Source organism: Derxia lacustris, assembly GCF_002105195.1.
In the GTDB taxonomy this organism is placed as follows: domain Bacteria; phylum Pseudomonadota; class Gammaproteobacteria; order Burkholderiales; family Burkholderiaceae_E; genus Derxia; species Derxia lacustris.
The window spans coordinates 146,318-166,400 of the sequence record NZ_MUHU01000010.1; the positions used below are offsets into that span (position 1 = coordinate 146,318).

General features: G+C 68.8%; 21 protein-coding genes. 10 read left to right on the top strand and 11 right to left on the bottom strand.

Going from position 1 to position 20,083, the window contains the following annotated elements; all coding sequences use genetic code 11:
* Position 1 precedes the first annotated feature (1 nt).
* Genes B9P64_RS10745 through B9P64_RS10760 form a run of 4 tightly spaced genes read right to left on the bottom strand, consistent with a single transcriptional unit; the run spans position 2 to position 4,080 of the window.
* Positions 2 to 1,555, bottom strand: a complete 1,554-nt coding sequence (locus B9P64_RS10745) for an MFS transporter (RefSeq protein ID WP_085316232.1) — start codon at positions 1,553 to 1,555, stop codon at positions 2 to 4.
* Positions 1,556 to 1,605: 50 nt separating this feature from the next.
* Positions 1,606 to 1,905 carry a DUF6587 family protein gene (locus tag B9P64_RS10750; protein ID WP_139826264.1) on the bottom strand — a complete coding sequence of 100 codons (300 nt, stop codon included), beginning with the start codon at positions 1,903 to 1,905 and terminating at the stop codon, positions 1,606 to 1,608.
* 21 nt (positions 1,906 to 1,926) lie between these two features.
* Entirely contained in the window at positions 1,927 to 3,810 is a 1,884-nt protein-coding gene (feoB, locus tag B9P64_RS10755; protein WP_085316233.1) for a ferrous iron transporter B, read from the bottom strand.
* 12 nt (positions 3,811 to 3,822) lie between these two features.
* Entirely contained in the window at positions 3,823 to 4,080 is a 258-nt protein-coding gene (locus B9P64_RS10760; RefSeq protein ID WP_085316234.1) for a FeoA family protein, read from the bottom strand.
* A gap of 185 nt (positions 4,081 to 4,265) precedes the next feature.
* Between B9P64_RS10760 and B9P64_RS10765 the strand changes: the two genes are divergently transcribed.
* Positions 4,266 to 5,300 (top strand): ChaN family lipoprotein, encoded by a 1,035-nt coding sequence (locus B9P64_RS10765; protein WP_235839963.1) that lies wholly within the window; start codon positions 4,266 to 4,268, stop codon positions 5,298 to 5,300.
* A gap of 13 nt (positions 5,301 to 5,313) precedes the next feature.
* Here B9P64_RS10765 and bfr read toward each other — a convergent pair whose 3' ends face one another.
* Positions 5,314 to 5,790, bottom strand: coding sequence for a bacterioferritin (gene bfr / locus B9P64_RS10770; protein WP_085316235.1), 477 nt, complete (start codon positions 5,788 to 5,790; stop codon positions 5,314 to 5,316).
* A 176-nt stretch (positions 5,791 to 5,966) separates the two neighbouring features.
* Positions 5,967 to 7,325 (bottom strand): aspartate aminotransferase family protein, encoded by a 1,359-nt coding sequence (locus tag B9P64_RS10775; RefSeq protein WP_085316236.1) that lies wholly within the window; start codon positions 7,323 to 7,325, stop codon positions 5,967 to 5,969.
* A gap of 173 nt (positions 7,326 to 7,498) precedes the next feature.
* On the opposite strand from B9P64_RS10775, the gene B9P64_RS10780 reads away from it, so the two are divergent.
* The 3 genes from B9P64_RS10780 (at position 7,499) to phaP (ending at position 10,560) form a co-directional block, all read left to right on the top strand.
* Positions 7,499 to 8,905, top strand: coding sequence for a cache domain-containing protein (locus tag B9P64_RS10780; RefSeq protein ID WP_085316237.1), 1,407 nt, complete (start codon positions 7,499 to 7,501; stop codon positions 8,903 to 8,905).
* Positions 8,902 to 9,549: a response regulator gene (locus B9P64_RS10785; RefSeq protein ID WP_085316238.1), complete on the top strand. Its 648-nt coding sequence runs from the start codon at positions 8,902 to 8,904 to the stop codon at positions 9,547 to 9,549. The genes B9P64_RS10780 and B9P64_RS10785 overlap by 4 nt, the downstream gene beginning before the upstream one ends.
* A gap of 444 nt (positions 9,550 to 9,993) precedes the next feature.
* On the top strand, positions 9,994 to 10,560 hold the full coding sequence (gene phaP / locus B9P64_RS10790; RefSeq protein ID WP_085316239.1) for a TIGR01841 family phasin: 567 nt from the start codon (positions 9,994 to 9,996) through the stop codon (positions 10,558 to 10,560).
* A 289-nt stretch (positions 10,561 to 10,849) separates the two neighbouring features.
* Here phaP and B9P64_RS10795 read toward each other — a convergent pair whose 3' ends face one another.
* Genes B9P64_RS10795 through B9P64_RS10815 form a run of 5 tightly spaced genes read right to left on the bottom strand, consistent with a single transcriptional unit; the run spans position 10,850 to position 15,390 of the window.
* On the bottom strand, positions 10,850 to 11,641 hold the full coding sequence (locus tag B9P64_RS10795; protein WP_085316240.1) for a competence/damage-inducible protein A: 792 nt from the start codon (positions 11,639 to 11,641) through the stop codon (positions 10,850 to 10,852).
* Positions 11,642 to 11,683: 42 nt separating this feature from the next.
* On the bottom strand, positions 11,684 to 12,571 hold the full coding sequence (locus tag B9P64_RS10800) for an EI24 domain-containing protein (RefSeq protein WP_176256797.1): 888 nt from the start codon (positions 12,569 to 12,571) through the stop codon (positions 11,684 to 11,686).
* 11 nt (positions 12,572 to 12,582) lie between these two features.
* Positions 12,583 to 13,584 carry a sterol desaturase family protein gene (locus B9P64_RS10805; RefSeq protein ID WP_085316242.1) on the bottom strand — a complete coding sequence of 334 codons (1,002 nt, stop codon included), beginning with the start codon at positions 13,582 to 13,584 and terminating at the stop codon, positions 12,583 to 12,585.
* A gap of 31 nt (positions 13,585 to 13,615) precedes the next feature.
* Positions 13,616 to 14,404: a polysaccharide deacetylase family protein gene (locus B9P64_RS10810; RefSeq protein ID WP_085316363.1), complete on the bottom strand. Its 789-nt coding sequence runs from the start codon at positions 14,402 to 14,404 to the stop codon at positions 13,616 to 13,618.
* A gap of 14 nt (positions 14,405 to 14,418) precedes the next feature.
* Entirely contained in the window at positions 14,419 to 15,390 is a 972-nt protein-coding gene (locus tag B9P64_RS10815; protein WP_085316243.1) for a YVTN family beta-propeller repeat protein, read from the bottom strand.
* 161 nt (positions 15,391 to 15,551) lie between these two features.
* Here B9P64_RS10815 and B9P64_RS10820 point away from each other — a divergent pair, with 161 nt between their 5' ends.
* The 6 genes from B9P64_RS10820 to B9P64_RS10845 all read left to right on the top strand — a co-directional run bounded on the left by B9P64_RS10820 (position 15,552) and on the right by B9P64_RS10845 (position 20,081).
* Positions 15,552 to 16,781 (top strand): HD-GYP domain-containing protein, encoded by a 1,230-nt coding sequence (locus B9P64_RS10820; RefSeq protein WP_176256798.1) that lies wholly within the window; start codon positions 15,552 to 15,554, stop codon positions 16,779 to 16,781.
* A gap of 149 nt (positions 16,782 to 16,930) precedes the next feature.
* Positions 16,931 to 17,623 (top strand): energy transducer TonB, encoded by a 693-nt coding sequence (locus tag B9P64_RS29075; protein ID WP_085316245.1) that lies wholly within the window; start codon positions 16,931 to 16,933, stop codon positions 17,621 to 17,623.
* A gap of 28 nt (positions 17,624 to 17,651) precedes the next feature.
* Positions 17,652 to 18,404 (top strand): MotA/TolQ/ExbB proton channel family protein, encoded by a 753-nt coding sequence (locus B9P64_RS10830; RefSeq protein WP_085316246.1) that lies wholly within the window; start codon positions 17,652 to 17,654, stop codon positions 18,402 to 18,404.
* Positions 18,405 to 18,429: 25 nt separating this feature from the next.
* Complete coding sequence (locus tag B9P64_RS10835; RefSeq protein WP_085316247.1) at positions 18,430 to 18,843, top strand: ExbD/TolR family protein; 414 nt, start codon at positions 18,430 to 18,432, stop codon at positions 18,841 to 18,843.
* Positions 18,844 to 18,850: 7 nt separating this feature from the next.
* Positions 18,851 to 19,558: a PepSY-associated TM helix domain-containing protein gene (locus B9P64_RS10840; protein ID WP_085316248.1), complete on the top strand. Its 708-nt coding sequence runs from the start codon at positions 18,851 to 18,853 to the stop codon at positions 19,556 to 19,558.
* A gap of 10 nt (positions 19,559 to 19,568) precedes the next feature.
* Complete coding sequence (locus B9P64_RS10845) at positions 19,569 to 20,081, top strand: DUF2271 domain-containing protein (protein ID WP_085316249.1); 513 nt, start codon at positions 19,569 to 19,571, stop codon at positions 20,079 to 20,081.
* Positions 20,082 to 20,083 lie beyond the last annotated feature (2 nt).

Consider the following 20,083-nt stretch of genomic DNA (forward strand, 5'->3'; position numbering starts at 1 on the left):
GCTATCGGCGTGCCGGCGCGCGATTGAGTTCGCGGTCGGGAATGCCGACCACCACGCCGACCGCCAGCAAGGCCGGCAGCAGCGCCGCCAGAAAGGCGATGCGCAATGCCTGATCGGCGGCGGCCCGCAGTGCCGGGCCATCGGCGCCCGCCTGCGGCGCCAGCGCGCCATGCAGCAGATCGGACAGGCTCGGCGTCACATCCGTCGGCGCCGAAGCCTTGAGCGCCGCCACGAACACCGCGCCCACGCAGGCAACGCCGATCGCACCGCCGAGCAGCCGCGTGAACACCGTGAGCGCGGTGGCAATGCCGACCTGATCGCGCGGCGCGGCGTTTTGCACCGCCACCAGCGAAGTCGGCAGCTGCATGCCGAGCGCCGCACCCACCACCAGCACCGCCAGCGCCGACGGCCAGGGCAGATCGCCCGGCAGCAGCGCCAGCAGGATCAGCCCCAGCGGCACCAGCGAGCTGCCCAGCCGCAGCGTCGGCCGGTAGCGGCCGCTGCGCAGCATCACGCGCCCGGCCGAGAAGGCGCCGGCCGGCACGCCGAGGCTGAAGGCCAGCATCCACAGCGCGGCGGTATTGGGCGCCAGCCCCGCCACCAGCTGAAGCCGCAGCGGCAGCAGCACCGCCACCGACATCAGCGCCGCAAATGCCAGCGCCAGCCCGAGCGTGCAGCGCGCAATCGTCGGATCGCGCAGCAGACCGAGCGGCAGCAGCGGCTCGGGCGTGCGGCGCTCATGACGCAGGAACAGCGCAATCGCCAGCGCTCCGCCAATCAGCAGCGCGAGGCTGGCCGGCGCCAGCAGCGGTGCGCCCTGCCCGGCCCGCGTCACCGCGATCAGCAGCGCCGCCGTGCCGCCACCCAGCAGCGCCGCGCCGGCCAGATCGAGCCGGGGCCGGCGCGCCGAACGCGGCAGTTGCGCCAGCGCGCGCCAGATGACCGCCAGCGTCAGCAGGCCGAGCGGCAGGTTGAGCCAGAAGATCCAGCGCCACGACAGCCAGTGGGCAATGAAGCCGCCCGCCACCGGCCCGACCGCGCCGGCAAACGCCCACACGCTGGAGATATAGCCCTGGTAGCGACCGCGTTCGCGCAGCGGAACCATGTCGGCGATGACCGCCTGGGCGGTCGTGATGAGCCCGCCGCCGCCCAGCCCTTGCAGCACCCGCGCGAGCACCAGCTCGGGCATCGAACGCGCGGCCGCGCAGGCCACCGACGCCAGCACGAACAGCCCGATGGCGCTGGCCAGTACCCGGCGCCGGCCATACAGGTCGCCGAGCCGGCCGTAGATCGGCGTGGCCACGGTCGAGGCGACCAGATAGGCCGACACCACCCAGGCCATCCATTCAAAGCCCTGCAATTGCAGCGCGATGCTCGGCAGCGCGATGCCGACGATGTTCTGCTCCAGCGCACCGAGCAGGATGGCCAGCATCAGCCCGGCCATGACGGCGGGCGGCAGCGGGCCGCGTGAATCGGCGCCGGACGGTAGCGGGGATGAGGATGAAGCGGCAGCAGGCACGGCGACGGGCGGGACGGCGACAGGGCCGGCGAGCATACCGGCCGGGCCGGCCGCGCCCGGCGTTTGACCGGACGGGCGTCCGGCGATCAGCTGCGCGGCGGGAGGGGAATGCCGTGCAGCCGGATCGGCACGGTCTTGCCAGCGGCGTCGGCCGGTGCCGGGCCGCAGCTTGAGCAGCTGCCGCAGCCCGAACCGCAGCCGCCAGCGCTCGCGGTCGGTGCCAGCCAGCGCGCAAGCGCCGCATGGCCGCGCCGCGCCGCCACGCTGGCGAGCGCGGCGCGCAGCCGCGCGCGCAGGCCGGGCATCAGCTTGCCGAAGGCGACCCAGACGACGACCGCGAACACGCCCGCGAGCGCGAGCTTTTCGAACACTTCATACGGGGTCATGGCGGCCTCCTTGTTGCGGCTTCAGGCCAGCGCGGTCGCGATGCGGAAGGTGGCGAAGGCCGCCAGCCATGCGAGCGCAAACAGATAGACGGTGGTCACCGCGACCCAGCGCCAGGAGTTGGTCTCGCGCCGGATCACGGCCAGCGTGCTCAGGCACTGCGGCGCGAACACATACCAGGCCAGCATCGCCAGCGCGGTGGCCAGCGACCAGTTGGCCGCGAGGATCGGGCTGAGCTGCTGGGCCGTGTCGTCGCCGGTGGCCGACAGCGCATAGACCGTGGCGAGCGCGCCGACCGCCACTTCGCGCGCCGCCATGCCGGGCACTAGCGCGATGCAGATTTGCCAGTTGAAGCCGATGGGCGCGAACAGCGGCTCCATCGCGCGGCCGAGCATGCCGGCATAGCTCGCGTCGATGGGCGTGCCGGCAAAGCCTTCGGGCGGCGCCGGAAAACTGGACAGAAACCACAGCAGCACCGTGAGCGCCAGGATCACGCCGCCGACGCGCCGGATGAAGATGCTGGCGCGCTCGCTCAGGCCGATGAGCAGGTCGCGCGGGCGCGGCAGGCGGTAGGACGGCAGCTCCAGCAGCAGCGCATGCTCGGCCGGATCGGTGCTGAACTTGCCGCGCAGCCGCCGCGTGATCCAGGCCACCGCCAGCGCGCTGACGATGCCGAACACGTAGAGCGCGAACAGCACCATGCCTTGCAGATTGAACACGCCGCCCACTGTGCGGTCGGGGATGAACGAGCCGATCAGCAGCGCATACACCGGCAGCCGCGCCGAGCAGGTCATGAGCGGCGCGACCAGGATGGTGGCGAGGCGGTCGCGCGGATCCTGGATGGAACGCGTGGCCATGATCCCGGGCACGGCGCAGGCAAAGCTCGACAGCAGCGGGATGAAGGAGCGCCCGGTGAGCCCGGCCGACAGCATGATCCGGTCGAGCAGGAAGGCCGCGCGCGGCAGATAGCCCGATTCCTCCAGCGCGAGGATGAACAGGAACAGGAACAGGATCTGCGGCAGGAACACCAGCACGCTGCCGGCGCCGGCGATCGCGCCATCGACGATCAGGCTGCGCAGCGCGCCTTCGGGCATGGCGCCCGACACCGTCTCGCCGAGCAGATGGATGCCGGCGTCGATCGCGTCCTGGAACGGCGCGGCCCACGAGAACACGGCCTGGAACATCAGGAACAGCACCGCGCCCAGGATGGCCAGACCCCAGACCGGATGCAGCGCCCAGCGGTCGATGGCGTCGTCGGTCTCGGCGGTGCGGCGCGGAATGACGACGGTCTCGGCGAGGATGCGCATGACTTCGGCATGCACGCCGTCGGCATCGGGGCCGGCGTCGGGCACCGGCGGCATGGCGGCGTCGAGCCGGTCGAGCAGCGCACGGGCGCCGTCGTGCTTGACTGCCACCGTCTCGATGACCGGCACGCCCAGCTCGCGCTCCAGCCCGGCGCGATCGACCTTGATGCCGCGGCGCGCGGCGGCGTCCATCATGTTGAGTGCCACGATCATCGGCAGACCAAGCGACTTGAGCTCAAGCACGAAGCGCAGATGCAGCCGCAGATTGGTCGCGTCGACCACGCTGACGATCATGTCGGGCCGGGTCTCGCCGGGCAGCTTGCCGAGGCAGAAATCGCGCGTCACTTCCTCGTCGGGGCTGGCGGCGGCCAGGCTGTAGGCGCCCGGCAGATCGAGCACCGCAATCTCGCGGCCGGCCGGCGACACCAGCCGGCCTTCCTTGCGCTCGACCGTGACGCCGGCGTAGTTGGCCACCTTCTGCCGGCTGCCGGTGAGCTGGTTGAACAGCGCGGTCTTGCCGCAGTTCGGGTTGCCGATCAGCGCGACCCGGTTGGGCGGCGCCGAACCGTTGAGCAGCACGGCCGGATTCACGCTGGCATTCATCGCGGCTCCCGGTCAGGCGGCGCGCCGCGCATCGATGAGCTGCACCGACACGCGCTCGGCCTCGGAGCGACGCAGTGCAAACCGCGTGAAGCCGACCTGCACCACGATCGGATCGCCGCCGAGCGGGCTGGCCGCAATCACGCGCACCAGCTCGCCGCAGACAAAGCCCAGATCGCGCAGGCGGCGCGCGACCACATCGCCGGGATGCGCGTCTTGCACGGAACCGACGATGGCGTCGGTGTTCAACGAAAGCTGGCTGAGCGCGAGCATGGCGGTTTCTTGGTCGGGTTACGGGAGGAATCGCGGACGGCAGCGCCGTCGTTCCGGGCCAGACTAGCGATGCCGCCGCCATGCGCGCTTGCCGCGCGTCAAGGCATCGGCGAAGCCACATCAACCTGAGACACTTAACGATAATGATTCTCAATCGTTCATGCAAACGATGCTGGCCGCTCGCGATGATCGGTGTTGCTGCACTGCTCAACGCGGCTTGCACGACCACGACCACCACCTCGGCGAGCGCGCCTGTATCGGGGCCGTTTGCCGATCCGGATCGGGCGCGGCCAGCCATCGAAACCCCACGCAAGGTCGAGCCGACACCGGTTCCGGCCACGCCGGCGGCCCAGCCACTGCCGCCCGGCAGCGAATGGGCGGCGCAGGCGCTGGCCGGCGTCATGACCCGGCAACGGCTGCTGCTGGTCGGCGAGGTTCACGACAATGCTGCGCAGCACCAGTTGCGCATCGAGGCGCTGCGGCGGGCGCTGGTGGCGGGCATCCGGCCGGCGCTGGTGATGGAACAGTTCGACCGCGAACGCCAGGCCGACATCGACCGCGCGCTGGCGGCGGCGCGACGCGACCGTCGGCTGGCCGATGCTGCCGGGCTCGACCGCCTCGCCGACAGCGTGATCGACGCCGGCGCGCCGGGCCGCAAGGGCTGGGACTGGTCGGCCTATCGCGGCTTCGTGGTGCTGGCGCTGGGCTACGACCTACCGATCCTGGCCGGCAATCTGTCGCGCGCCGATGCTTCAAAAATCGTCGGCGGCGGCTTCGAGGCGGTGTTCAGCGCCGGCGAGCGCAGCGTGCTCGGCCTAGACCGGCCGCTGCCCGACAAGCTGCTCGCGGCCCAGACCGCCGAAGTCGTCGCCGGCCATTGCAATCAGATCGACGAAGCCACGGCGCGCCGGATGGCGCTGGCCCAGATCGCGCGCGACGCGGTAATGGCGGCCCGGCTGCGCAGCGTGACCGACCGGCAGGCGCTGCTGATTGCGGGCAATGGCCATGTGCGGCGTGACATCGGCGTGCCGCAATGGCTGGTGGGAATGGCCGCGACGAGCGTCGGGCTGGAGGAAGACGCCGGCTTGCCGGCGGGTGCTGCACTGGCGCTGACCGCCGACAGCAGTGCCGGCGCCAGCAGTGCAGCGCGCTACGACCTCGTCATTGCGACGCCGGCCGCCGCGCGCGCCGACCCTTGCGAGGACTTCAAGCCCCGCTGAGTCGGCTGGCCGATCAGCTCGGCTCGCGCATGAAGCTCTGCTGGTAGTTCTGGATGCCGACCTTGTCGATCAGGTCGAGCTGGGTTTCGAGCCAGTCGATGTGTTCCTCGGTGTCGTCGAGGATCTCGACCAGGATTTCGCGCGACACGAAATCGCTCTTCTGCTCGCAGCACTCGATGCCGCTCTTGATCGTGACTTGCGCGGCGCGCTCGGCGGCCAGATCGCTCTTGAGGATTTCCTCGGTGCTCTCGCCGATGTTGAGCTTGCCCAGGTCTTGCAGATTGGGCAGGCCGTCGAGCATGAGGATCCGCTTGATGAGCGAATCGGCATGCTTCATCTCGCCGATCGACTCCTCGTATTCCTTCTTCTGCAGGCCGTCGAGGCCCCAGTGCCCGTAGATGCGGGCGTGCAGGAAATACTGGTTGATCGCGGTCAGTTCGTTCTTGAGCTGGGCGTTCAGCCACTGGATGACGTCTTTGTCGCCTTGCATGCGCGGCTCCTTGAGAGGGAATGACTTCGGTTGACCGGGCCGCGAGTCTACCCCTGCTGCCGAAAGTGGTTTGCAAGCCCGACGCGGCTGCCGGGCCGGGAATTACCCGCCCAGGCCAAGCGCCGCCGCACGGTCAACCGGCCATGCTCGCGCGCGATTGCTAACGCCGTGTTGCTTCAATCGACGCGCGCCAGATTCTCGGAAACCGTGCTCACCAGCCGTTCAAGATCGGCCTCGCTGGCGATCAGTGCCGGCGAGAAGGCGATGGTGTCGCCAGTGGTGCGCACCAGCACGCCCTGCTCGTAGCACTTGAGGAAGACGTCAAAGGCGCGCGCGCCCGGCTGGCCGGCGCGCGGCTCCAGCTCGACCGCCGCGACAAAGCCCAGATTGCGCACATCGACCACATGCGGCCGACCCTTGAGCCCGTGCGCCAGCTTGGCGAGCACCGGTTCCAGCGTCGCCGCGCGCTCGAACAACTGTTCGTCGCGGTACACGTCGAGCGTGGCCAGCGCCGCCGCGCAGGCGAGCGGATGGGCCGAATAGGTATAGCCGTGGAACAGCTCGATGGCGCCCGGCGGGCCGACCATGAAGTCCTGGTAGATCTGCTTCGACACGATCACGCCGCCCATCGGCACCGTGCCCGAGGTGACGCCCTTGGCGAAGGTAATCATGTCGGGCACCACGCCAAACCGGTTGGCGCCAAACGCCGCGCCGAGCCGGCCGAAGCCGCAGATCACCTCGTCGAAGATCAGCAGGATGCCGTGCTTGCGCGTGATTTCGCGCAGCCGTTGCAGATAGCCGAGCGGCGGAATCAGCACGCCGGTCGAGCCCGCGACCGGCTCGACGATCACCGCGGCGATAGTGCTCGCGTCATGCAGCGTGACGATGCGTTCCAGCTCGTCGGCCAGATCCGCGCCCCATTCCGGCTGGCCGACGCTGTAGGCGTTGTGCTCCAGATTGTGGGTGTGCGGCAGATGGTCCACGCCAGCCAGCAGCGTGCCGAACATCTTGCGGTTGCTGACGATGCCGCCCACCGCGATGCCACCAAAACCCACGCCGTGATAGCCACGCTCGCGACCGATCAGCCGGGTGCGCGCGCCTTCGCCGCGAATGCGCTGGCAGGCGATGGCGATCTTCAGCGCCGTGTCGACCGCCTCGCTGCCCGAGTTGCAGAAGAAGACATGGTCGAGCGCCGGATCGGCCGGCGTGGCCGGCCTGGGTGCCAGCTCGGCGATGCGGCTGGCCAGCTCGAAGGCCAGCGGATGCGCCATCTGGAACGGCGGCGCGAAGTCGAGCGTGGCGGCCTGGCGCTGGATCGCCTCGACGATCGGCTTGCGATTGTGGCCGGCGTTGCAGCACCACAGGCCGCTGATGCCGTCGAGGATCTGGCGGCCATCGTCGGTCCAGAAATGCATGCCCTCGGCCCGCACCAGCATGCGCGGCGCCTGCTTGAACTGGCGGTTGGCCGTGAAAGGCATCCAGAAGGCGTCGAGCTGGTCGGGGCGCAGATGGACTTGGTCGGACAGCTGGGTCATGGCGAGGGAGCGCGGCGGGTTTTCGAGCCACCGACTCTACTCCGCGATTGGCACTGTTCCAGCGCCAGTTTGGTGCAAGTCGATGGGTCCATCCTGCGCATGTCACCTGCACAGACTAGGGTTGTTGCGGATGCCCGGTTAACATCCGCTTACCCACCCGCGAACCGGCTTTCATGCATCTCAAGACCAAGGTCATCCTGCTTGCGGTGGTGCCTCTCGCGCTCACGCTGTTCGCGATTGCCACCGCCGTTTTCCATGAGGAGCGCCTGCTCGCGCAACGCGAACGAGCGCTCGTCGAATCGGCCACGATGGAAGCCAAGCGCAGCGAGCTGCGCCATTACGTCGAGCTGGCCATGAGCGCGGTCGAGCCCTGGTACGGCCAGGGCCAGGACGACGAGGCCGCGCGCAAGGCGGCGCTGGCACGGCTGGCGCGACTCGACTACGGCCAGGACGGCTATTTCTTCGTCTACGACCTCGACGGCCGCAATCTCATGCATCCGCGCCAGCCCGAGCTGGTCGGCCACAACCTGTGGGAACTGCGCGACCGGCGCGGCCAGCCCACCATCCAGCAGCTGATCGCCACCGCGCGCAACGGCGGCGGCTATGTGGACTACGTGTGGGACAAGCCGTCGACCGGCGCGGCCGAACGCAAGCTCGGCTATGTGGTGTCGCTGCCGCGCTGGAACTGGATGATCGGCACCGGCATCTATCTCGACGACGTGAGCGCGACGCTCGACCAGCTCGACCGCCAGAGCGCCGCCAACATCGAGCGCACGCTGGCCTGGATCGCCGGCTGCGCGCTGTTCGGCGTGGTCGTCATCGGCAGCTGCGGTCTGGTGCTCAATCTGAGCGAGCACCGCATCGCCAATGAAAAGCTGCGCCAGCTCGCGCATCAGGTGGTGCAGTCGCAGGAAGACGAACGGGCCCGGCTGTCGCGCGAGCTGCATGACGGCAGCAGCCAGACGCTGGTGTCGATCAAGCTGCTGGTGGAAACCGCCGCCGCCCAGATCGGCGCCGATCCGGCCGGCGCGCGCCAGCAGCTCGACACGGCGCTGGCGCGCATCCAGTCGGCGACGCAGGAGCTGCGCGAAATCTCGCACCGGCTGCGCCCGCCGATGCTCGATGTGCTCGGGCTGCCGGCGGCGCTGATGCGACTGGCGGCCGAGTTCAGCGGCGACACCGGCATCCATACCGAAGTGCAGCTGCCCGACCATGCGCGCGACCTGCCCGAGCATGTCATCACCGTGCTGTTCCGCGTGACGCAGGAAGCGCTGGCCAATGTGGCGCGCCACTCGGGCGCCACGCGGGCCTGGGTCGCGCTGGCGCAAAACGAGGGCGACATCGCGCTCAGCGTGCGCGACAACGGCCTCGGCTTCAACCTCGCGGCGGTGCAGCACGACGGTCGCGCCGGCATCGGCCTGCGCAACATGCGCGAGCGGCTCGAATCCATCGGCGGCAGCTTCGCCATCCGCAGCGCCGCCACCGGCACCGAGGTGGAAGCGCGGGTACCGCGCGCCGCCGCCCTGCCCTGGCCCGCCAAGTCGGCGCCGGCGGCCGCGCGCTGGATGCAGCAGGCATGACGATCCGGCTGGTACTGGTCGACGACCATCCGCTGGTGCGCGAAGGGCTCACCGCGCGGCTGCGCCAGGAGCCCGGCGCACTGCCCGGCGAATCGGCCTTCACCGTGGTCGGCGAAGCCGGCAGCGCCGCCGAGGCGCTCGACTGCATCCCGCGGCTCGAGCCCGATCTGGTGCTGATGGACATCGGCATGCGCGACATGTCGGGCATCGAGCTGACCGGCCATCTCATCGCGCGCATGCCCACGCTCAAGGTGCTGATGGTCAGCGTCTACGACCGGCCCGAGTTCATCTCGCAGGCGCTGCGCGCCGGGGCGCGTGGCTATGTGCTCAAGGACGCACCGTCGAGCGAAATCATCGTGGCGATCCGGGCGCTGCTGGCGGGCGGCGTCTATCTGCCGCCGGCGCTCGGTCCCCGCATGCTCGACCGCGAACTGGCCGCGACCGGCGCCGAGCCGCTGTCGCCGCGCGAGCGCGACATCATGGCGCGGCTGGCGCGCGGGCTGTCCAACAAGCAGATCGCGCGCGAACTCGACCTGAGCGTGCGCACCGTCGAGACGCATCGGCTCAACATTCGGCGCAAGCTCAACGTGGGCGCCCAAGCCGAGCTGATCCGGCTCGCCATCGAGCGCTCGCGGCCCGAATGACGCGTCGATTCCGGTGGTCGCGGGCTCTATGCAACAACAGGTAACGCAAGCTGCAAATGTCATCGTCACCTGATTGTGCGACGCACGATCCCGAGCGCTTTCGAGCTCGTCGTCAAGGCTTGCGCAACGCCACACGCCAAGCGCTGGAGTTACCTTGCAGAATGCCTGCAACTAGGCTTGCAACCCTAATTTAAATCTATATAAATCAACGGCTTATTAGCAAATAAGAGATCGACCAACGAATTCATGTTGCGCCGCATCATTCCGGGCTTGCACATTGTCGCCGAATGACGAACAATCACTTCGCCGCAACGCACAAACCGAGATCGATTCAACGCGATCTGGTGCAGTCAAGCCGGGGATGCAGACCGGTCAGCGGTTAAAGCGCGGGACTGCCCGCACCACCGAATTTCCTACTTCGACTAGCCGCTCCTGGAGACCACCATGTCCGTCCTGACCCCTGAACAACTCGCCACCGCCTACAAGGCCAACCTCGATTCGTTCTTCGCCCTGTCGGCCAAGACCTTCGAAGGCGTCGAGAAGCTGTTCGACCTGAACATCAACGTCGCCAAGGCCACGCTGGCCGAATCGGCCGAGAAGGCCAAGGAAGCGCTCGAACTGCGCGACCCGCAAGAATTCCTGCAATTCCAGGTCGCCCTGGCTCAGCCGACCGCCGAAAAGGTTCTGGCCTACGGCCGTCACCTGAGCGACATCGCGACCGAAACCCGCACCGAATTCGTCAAGTTCGCCGAAAGCCAACTGGCCGACTCGAACAAGAAGTTCGCCACGCTGCTCGACACCGCCGCCAAGAACGCCCCCACGGGTTCGGAATCGGCCATCGCCCTGGTGAAGTCGGCTGTCGCCGCCGCCAACAGCGCCTACGAATCGGTCAGCAAGGCCACCAAGCAAGTCTCGGATCTGGCCGAAGCCAATCTGGCCGCCGCGACCAGCGCCACGGTCAAGGCCGCCACGCAAGCCGCGACCGTCGCCAAGAAGAAGGCCACTGCCTAAGTTATTGGCAGCTGGTAGATCGGCCGGACTTCCAAGTCCGGCTCGACAAACGAAAAGGCCCTGTCTTCGGACAGGGCCTTTTCGTTTGTGCGCCGCATCGAACTAGACCATCTTGCTGGCAACGTTTTTGCTATAGATCAAATGCAGGTTGTCTCCTTGGCACCGTATTCTGTCCTTGTGCAGGTGCCTTAATGCCCGACCACGGCGGTCGGGCTTTTTTTTGCCCGCTTTCCGGGCAATTTGCCAAATCCGGCCGGTGCAAATGCAGCAATCCGGCCGGGCGATCGAGTCATTCGCCGGGTCCGATCCGGCCGCCCAACGCCTCCAAGCCCCGAATCAGTGCATCGAAGGCCCGATCGAGCTGATGCTCAGACCCCTTGACGCCCACCTCGATATGCCGTCCCAGGCTTGCCGTGCCCACCGACGGCAGGCTGAAGATCTTCACGCCGGCGAAATCGGCTTCGATGCGCTCCAGCAGCACCGTGATCTGCGCCTCGAACACATCGAACACGATGGCCGAGCGCTCACCGCGTGCACCAAACTGGAACAGATGCGCGTACTTGGTGTCGAGCACCCATTCGATCATCGGCCAGGCCATCACCGGAAAGCCCGGCACGAAGTAGTGCTGCCCGACCGAAAACCCCGGAATGCGGTTGTAGGGGTTGGGCACCAGATCGGCGCCGGCCGGCAGATCGGCCATGGTCAGGCGATGCAGGTTCTCGGGCGAAGCGGGATCGAAGGGCGCGGTGTCGCCGCGCTCGCGGGCGATTTCATGCGCCCGTTCGATGATGAGCCGCTCAGCCTCGGGATGGCGCTGGAGCTTGACTTCGGCCGCCAGCGCCGCCGCCTGCCGCGTATGGTCGTCGGGCGTGCCGCCGATGCCGCCGGTGCTGAACACGATGTCGTTGCTGTTGAAGCTGCGGCGCAGGAAGGCCGCAATCTGCTCGCGGTCGTCGGCCAGGTAATGCGCCCAGCCGAGCGCCAGGCCGCGTGCGCCGAGCAGCTGGATGACCTTGGCGAGATGCTTGTCTTCGCGCTTACCCGACAGGATCTCGTCGCCGATGATGATGAGACCGAACATGACTGGCCCTGGTTTGAGTTGGAGGAAAGATCGGCGCCGCGATCAGGCTGGCGGCAGCGCAGCGACGGCAGGCTCGTCCACGACCTCGACCGCGACTGTCTGCGCCGCAGCAGCCCGCAGACGTTCGGCCAGCAACGCGGCAAGCGCGTAGTGCGCGAAAGCCAGCGACGCATACATGAACACCACAGCGTAAAGCCACAGCGCCACCAGCGCGAACAAGGGCTTGAGCACGAAGACCACCGCGCCGCCAAGCCAGATCGCGCCCGGCACGGCGCCAAGCAGCGCACTGCCCGCACCGAGCAGCCACAGCGGCCAGCGATGCGCGCGCAGAAAGGCTTGCAGCTCGGCCGGCTCGGCATGCCGTTGCAGCACGTCGTAGCCGAAGGTGCGATAGGCAAGCCAGCCCCAGAGCGCGATCGGCAGCACGAAGCCCACGCCCGGCACCAGCCACAGCGGCAGCGTCACCAGCCACAGCAGCGCAAAGATCAGGCTGGCGAGCAGCGAATTGCCGAGGCTCGCCCACCAGGAATCGCGCCCGCGCACTGCCAGCCCGGCATAGCGCCCGCGCTCCAGCTGGCGCACCGCCAGCGGCGTGGCGGTCAGCGCCGTCAGCACGATGGAAGTCAGCCCGACCAGTGGCAGCGCCAGCGCCGCCACCAGGATCGGCGCGGCAAAACTCTGGAAACCGGCGCTCAGCTGAGTGAAGCCGGCCGCGCCGAGCGAGCCGACGGTCCAGGCGCCGACGCTCGACTGCACGATCCAGGCTTGCAGCGCATTGACCGCAAGCTCCCAGCCCCAGAACGCCAGTCCGGCCCAGAGCGCCGCCGTGAGCAGCAGCGGCAGCAGCGTGATGAGCAGCATGCGCGGACTCGCCAGCGACACCGCCGCACGGAACAGCGCGGCAAACAGCTTGAGCGTGGTACGGGTCATGAACTGGCCTTTCAGGCGCGGCCGGCGATGCGCGCGAGCGCCCGCCATTGCAGCGCCCAGAAACCGCGGCCGTAATCGCGCCCGGCCGGAAAGCGCGCGCTGTGGCCCGGCCGCTGGTCGTCGATGCCGCAGGCGCCGGTGAAGGGCCGGAAATCGGCGGTGCCGAACAGCACATCCCAGATCGGAAACAGCACGGCGTAGTTCACGCCGTAATAGCGCCGCGCGCCGGTCTGGCCGTCGACCGGCGGATGGCCCACCTCCATCGCGTGATGGCGGCGATGGAACTGCGGACTCACCAGCAGCCGGCCAAACCAGCCGAAGCCCCAGCGCACATTGGCATGCTGGGCGCTCTGCACCGCGCGCTGCGCCACCACCAGCCACACGAACTGGCCCGGCGGCACGCCGAGCGCGATCGCCAGCAGCGCAAACACCGCATCGCGCAGCAGATCGTCGAACAGGTGATTGCGGTTGTCGGACCACAGCGTCATGTCGCGCTGACTGTGATGCACCGCATGCAGCTGCCACCACCAGCCGAACCGGTGCTGGCCGCGATGCAGCCAGTAGTCGACAAAGTCGAACAGCAGCAGATAGAGCGCGAACGACATCCAGGGCTGGTCGGTGACGCCGGGCCAGACGCGGTCGAGTTCGATCGCATCGAAGCCGACCAGCCGCAGCGCGCCCTCGATGTCGTCGGCCACGGTCTGCACCAGCGCGAACGCGATCAGCGCAAAGCCGCCGAGCCGGTGCAGCAGCGTGTAGAGCACATCGGTGAGCACGGCGCGGCGGTCGGCGATGGTCTGGGCCGGCGCCAGCCGCTCGCAGGTGCCGAGCACCAGCCACAGCAGCAGCACCTCGATCAGCCCGACCAGAAACCATTCGACCGCGTCGAAGGCCTGCTCGGTATAGGGCGCCAGCCCCAGCGCATAGACGATGTGGATGGCGACATGCTCGAACAGCCAGTCCTGGGCGGCGGAGAACAGGTTGGCGAGGGTGTCGGCGAAGTGGCTGAACATGGCTGCTACGGAGAAGGCGAGAACGAGGACATCAGTGCCGCTGCAGGGCCGCCCGATAGAGCGGATGTTCGCGCAGCGTGGGAAAGCAATGCCCGCGCGCGGCCAGCCCGTCGAGCAGCGGATCGAGCATGGGCGCGAACGGATCGTGGCGCGACCAGATGCCCAGATGCGCCATCACGATGTCGCCGCTGCGAATGCGCGCCAGCGCCCGGTCGAGCAGCGCCTGGTTCGACCAGCGCTCCGACGGAAGTTCGTCGCCGAGAAAACCGGCCTCGGCCCAGCCCACATGCGGCGCATAGCTGCAGGACGCGGCGGCGGCCTCGGTGGCGGCATTGATGCGGCCGCCCGGCGCGCGCCACAGCGGCGCGAGCGTCGCGCCGGTGAGTGCCTTGAAGCGCGTGGCGCTGCGGCCCAGCTCGGCGCAGTACTGGGCCGGGCTCCAGTCGAGCTTGCGGCCGGCGTCGGCACCGAACTGCGGCTCGACGCGGATGCCGCTCGCGCCCTTGAGCAGATAGACATGATCGAAGGTGTGGGTGCCGAAGGCATGGCCCTCAGCGACGCGCGCCTTCCAGAACGGCGCCCATTCCTCGCCGAGCGACCAGCCGTCGGGCGTGCGCTCGTTGGCGACAAAGAACGTGGCCTTGGCGTGGTGCTTGTTGAGGATGGCGGCGATCTGCTCGGCCACCGACATGTTGCCGGTGTCGAAGGTGAGGAAGACCGGCTTGTCGCAGGCCGGCTCGGCAGCCCGCGCCGGCTGGCCGAACGCGACGGCCGCGCCGGCCAGCAGCACTGCGCCGGCCCGGCGCGCCGCCACGGTCATCGCGGCGGCCAGCCTCACAGCAGCGGCGCCCGGTCGACGAAGAAGATGCCGTGCGGCGACCGCCCGACCGGAATCTTGCGGATCACCTGACGCGAGGCCAGATCCACGACCGTGACCTGCTTGATGAAGCGCGACGTGGTCCAGAGCTGCTTGCCATCGGCGGTGATCTCCATGTCGTCGGGGCCGCCGGGCACCGGAATGGTCGCCACGTTCTCCAGCGTCTGCATGTCGATCATGTTGATCGTGTTGGCGACCCGGTTGCCGACGAACACATGGCGCTTGTCGCCGAGCGCGCGGAAGTTGTGGCAGCCCATGCCGGTCTTGATGCGCTTGACCGTCCGGCGCGAAGCGATGTCGATCACCTCCACAAAGTCGGCGCCCATGATGCCGACCAGCAGGCTCTTGCCGTCGGGCGTGAGGAAGATGCCCGCTGGCGCCTCGCCGACCGGCACCTGCCAGAGCACTTCCATCTTGCGCAGGTCGAGCGCGGCGACCTGGTTGCTGCCTTGCAGCGTGATGTAGGCCACGGCCGAGTCGGGCGTGAATGCCATGTGGCTCGGCATCGACTTGAGCGCGAAACGCTTGACCAGCTTGAAGTTGGCGCCGTCGTAGTCGTAGACATCCACGCGGTCGAGCCGCAGCGAATTGACGACGAAGCGCTTGTTGTCGGGCGCAAAGCCGATCTGGTAGGGATCGTCGATGCCGGTCACCTTGCGCTGGAACGCGCCGGTACGCGGATCGAGAAAGGTGAGGTCGTTGCCGAGCGCATTGGCCACGATCAGGCTCTTGCCGTCGGGCGTGGGATAGAGGTGGTGCGGCTCCTTGCCCACGTCGAGCTTGCCGGTCTCGCGGCCCTCGCGCATGTCGAGCAGGCTCACCTGAGCGTCGCGCGAGTTGAGCACCACCGCCGTCTGTGCCTGGGCACAGACCGCGGCTCCAAGGCCCAGCGCCGCGAATGCGACGCCTGCCAGCGCATGTCGAATCATCTTGCCTTCCGGTTCAATCGGGCTGCGAGCTTACCCGCAGCCGCCCTTCTCCCGGCTTGAGGCCGGGCAAGCCCGCTCAAGATGTGTCCACGGCTGCCGATAGCCCACCGAGCGCCGTCCATTCCTGGCGATACCGACCGGCAAGGCACAAACCACGGCACATGAATTCGCTGCTCAAGATTCCCGCGCGCGACGCACGACTGGGCATGTTCGTGCATGACATCGACCGCTCCTGGTGGGCGCACGACTTCCTGCGCACGCGCTTCCTCATCGAGGACGACGAGACGCTCGACAAGATCCGCCAGCTCGGGCGCAGCGAAATCGTCATCGACCTGACGCGCGGCATCGATCTCGACCGGCTCGCGCCGACCGCCGCCGAACCGGAAGCCGAACCCGAAGCCAAACCGGCCGTGCCGGCCAGCCCGCCCGCGCCGGTCGACAACCGTCCGCCCTGGGCCATCGTCACGCCGACCAGCTTCGAGAACGAGCTGACGGCGGCGCGCAAGCTGCACGCGCGCGCGCGCGGCCTGATCCGCGAAACCATGCGCGAAGCCCGGCTCGGCGGCATCGGCGATCTGCCCGAGGTGGCCACGCTGGCCGAGGAAATGGTCAGCTCGGTCATGCGCAATGCCGGCGCGCTGGTGTCGCTGATCGGGCTCAAGAGCAAGGACGACTACACCTTCATGCACAGCGTGGCGGTCGGCACGCTGATGATCGCGCTCGGCAGGCAGGCCGGCCTGTCGCCCGAGGCGATGCGCGCCGCCGGTCTCGCCGGCCTGTTGCACGACGTGGGCAAGGCCAGCGTGCCCGATGCGGTGCTCAACAAGCCCGGCAAGCTCACCGAGGCCGAGTTCAGCACCATCAAGCTGCATCCGGCCGAGGGCCACCGGCTGCTGATCGAGGCCGGTCATCACGACGCCGCCTCGCTCGACGTGGTGCGGCATCACCACGAGCGGCTCGACGGCACCGGCTATCCCGACGGTCTGGCCGGCGCGCAGATTTCCACGCTCGCGCGGGTGGCCGCGATCGCCGATGTGTACGACGCGGTCTCGTCCGAGCGGGTCTATCACCGCGCCCAGCCGCCCACGGCGGTGCTGCGCATGCTGATGAAGAACGTCGGCACGCATTTCGACGATGCGCTGGTACGCGTCTTCGTGAAGTGCGTCGGCATCTATCCCACCGGCTGCCTGGTGCGGCTGGAATCGCAGCGGCTGGCGGTGGTGGGCGAGCAGCACGCGAGCAATGCGCTCACGCCGCGCGTGCGGGTGTTCTTCTCGCTCAAGTCGCAGGCGCACCTGCCGGTGCGCGAGATCGATCTGGCGCGCTCGGACGACCGCATCGCCAGCTACGAAGACCCGCGCACCTGGGGCTTCGACCTCTCGCGCTACTGACGCAGCCCCGGCGCAAGGCCGGGACTGTTGCACCGCAATGACACTGCGGCTATAGTCGAAAACGTAATGCGATTGATTCGCATTTGTAATTCATCAAGCAGATTGCTGCCTGATGTCTACCCATCGTTTTCGACGAAAGAGCTGCGCCGATGAACCTGGCCTCCGGACGATTGCGCCCCGCCGAACTGGCCGCCGTGCTTGCGCTGCATGCCGGCGCGATCTGGGCCGTGGGTCATCAGGCCAGCGCCGCGCTGCCCGAGCCGGTCGCGCCGCCGGTGCTGGTCGCCAGCCTGATCGCGGCGCCGGTCTCGGCGGCGGCACCCGCTGCGGCACCGACGCCGGTCGAGCGCAAGCCGGAAGTCGTCAAGCGCACGCCCGCACCACTGCCGGCACCGCGCCCGAGCCCGGTGCTGGCGGTGCAATCGCCGGCGCCGGCCCAGATGGCCGCGCCCGCACCGGTGGAAGCCGCGCCGCCCAGCCCGCCCGTCGCCGCCGCAACGCCCGCCCCTGCCGCGCCGCCGGCGCCCGCCGCCATGGCCAGCGCCGCGCCGGCCCAGCCGCGCACCGTCAGCAGCGGCATCAGCTATCTGCGCCCGCCGGCGCCCGAATACCCCGGCCTGTCGCGCCGGCGCGGCGAAGCCGGCGTGGTGGAACTGCGCGTGCTGGTCGATGCCGGCGGCATTCCGCAGCGCGCCGAAGTGACCCGGTCGAGCGGCCATGAACGGCTCGACAACGCCGCCATCGCCGCCGCCATGAAGGCGCTGTTCAAGCCCCATGTCGTCGACGGTGCCGCCGTGCCGATCTGGGCCCTGATCGCCACCCGCTTCGACCTCGATTCCTGACTCCTTCCCAAACCAACGAGCGCCTGCCATGGACAACCAACACGCCTTCAGCCTTGCCAACCTGTGGCAGCAAACCGATGCCATCGGCCGTGGCGTCACCGTGCTGCTGATCGCCCTGTCGATCTGCTCCTGGTACGTGATCGTGACCAAGATGATCCAGATCGCGCGCATGCGCCGGCTGTCGCGCAATGCCGAGGTGGCGTTCTGGGATGCGAGCAATTTCGGCGATGCGCTGGCCAGCCTGGGCAGCTCGCGCGACAACCCCTATTACGCGGTTGCCGCCCGCGCGCATGACGCCGCCGAGCATCACGCCACGCGCCACGGCGCGCTGCACGACAACATCCGGCTCGACGACTGGCTCGCCAGCTCGCTGCGCCTGAGCATCGACGAAGCCATCGCGCGCATGAGCGCCGGCATGTCGATGCTGGCGTCGATCGCCGGTTCGGCGCCGTTCGTGGGGCTGTTCGGCACGGTCTGGGGCGTGTACCACGCGCTGATCGCGATGGGCGGCAGCGGCGCGCAGTCCATCGACAAGGTGGCCGGCCCGGTCGGCGAGGCACTGATCATGACGGCGCTCGGTCTGGCGGTCGCCATTCCGGCCGGCTTTGCCTACAACGCCTTCGTGCGCGCCAACAAGGCGGTCGCCGGTCGGCTCAACCGCTTCGGCTTCGACCTGCATTCCTACTTCGTGACCGGCGCGCGCATGGCGCCGGCCGCCAATCCGAGCGCCAGCCGCGACCGCGCGCCGCTCGCCGTCATCGCCGCCACCGGCCGCGCCTGAGCGCCGCCAGCACCAGGAGAACGACATGGCGCTTGGCAGCCTCGACGACAGCGAAGACTTCAATCCCGAGATCAACACCACGCCGCTGGTCGACGTGATGCTGGTGCTGCTGGTGGTGTTCATGGTGACGCTGCCGATGATCCGGCACGACGTGACGGTGGACCTGCCGCAGGCCAGCAGCACGCCGGCCAAGGAGGACCCGCGCGCCATCGAACTGGCGGTGGACGCCGAAGGCCGCGTGCGCTGGGACAACGCGGTCATCGACGCCGCCGCGCTCGACGCGAAGCTGGCCGACGCCGCGCTCAGTCAACCCCAGCCCGAGATCCGCCTCGGCGCCGACAAGCGCGTGGCCTATGAGCATGTGGCCGAGGTGATGGCCGCCGTGCAGCGCCACGGTCTGACCAGGCTCGGCTTCGTGATGCAGCCGCCCGCGCACTGATCCGGCCATGAAATCTCCCGACACGTCGCTGGTCTCCGACCGGCGCGCCGGTGCAGCGCTGCGCCCGGCCGATGCACAACGCGAAACCCAGCGCGAGGCCCAGCGCCGCGCCCAATGGCTCAAGACGCTGCGCAACTGGCACTGGATCAGCTCGGCGATCTGCCTCGCGGGGCTGCTGCTGTTCAGCCTGACCGGCATCACGCTCAACCATGCCGGCCAGATCGAATCGCATGCCAAGGTGCAAAGGCTGGCGCTCCAGCTCGCGCCATCCGAGCTGGCGGCGCTGACCGCAGCCGCACCGACCGGCACCGAGCTGGCGCCGCCGCTGCCCGCCACGGTCGCCGGCCGCATCGAGGACGCCTGGCCGCTCACGCTGGCCGATGCCCGGCCCGAATGGTCGGCCGACGAGGTCTACGTCTCGCTGCCGCGCCCGGGCGGCGACGCCTGGCTGCGCATCGCGCTCGCCGACGGCGCGGCCGAGGCCGAGATCACCGACCGTGGCTGGATCGCCTGGCTCAACGATCTGCACAAGGGCCGCAACACCGGCCGCGCCTGGAGCCTGTTCATCGATGTGTTCGCGCTCGCCTGTCTGGTGTTTGCGCTGAGCGGCCTGCTCATCCTGCAAGTGCATGCCGGCAAGCGGCCGTCCACCTGGCCGCTGGTGGCGGCCGGTGTCGCCGTGCCGCTCGCGCTTGCTGTCGTCTTCCTTCACTGAAAGCCGTTCCATGCGTCACCGCCTGACCCTTGCCCTGGGCGCGCTGCTGGGCACGCCGGCGCTCGCCGCCGATCTCAGCATCGGCGTCGAAGTGCCGCGCCTCGACGTGGCCGAGTACCACCGCCCCTATGTCGCGATCTGGATCGAGCGCGCCGACCAGAGCGCCGCCAGCAATGTCGCCGTCTGGTACGACCTGAAAAAGCGCGACGCCGAAGGCGTGAAATGGCTGAAGGACCTGCGCCAGTGGTGGCGCCGCAGCGGCCGCGAACTGCAATTCCCCATCGACGGCGTGACCAGCGCGACCCGGCCGGTCGGCAAGCAGCGGCTCGCCCTCAGCGACAAGGCCGCGCCGCTGGCCGCGCTGGCGCCGGGCGAATACCGCCTCAACGTGGAAGCCGCGCGCGAAGCCGGCGGCCATGAAGTGGTGAGCCTGGCGTTCAGCTGGCCGCCGCAGAAAGCCGAGCAGTTGCAGGCCGCCGGCCGCAAGGAACTGGGCGAGATCACGCTCGAACTCAAGCCCTGAGC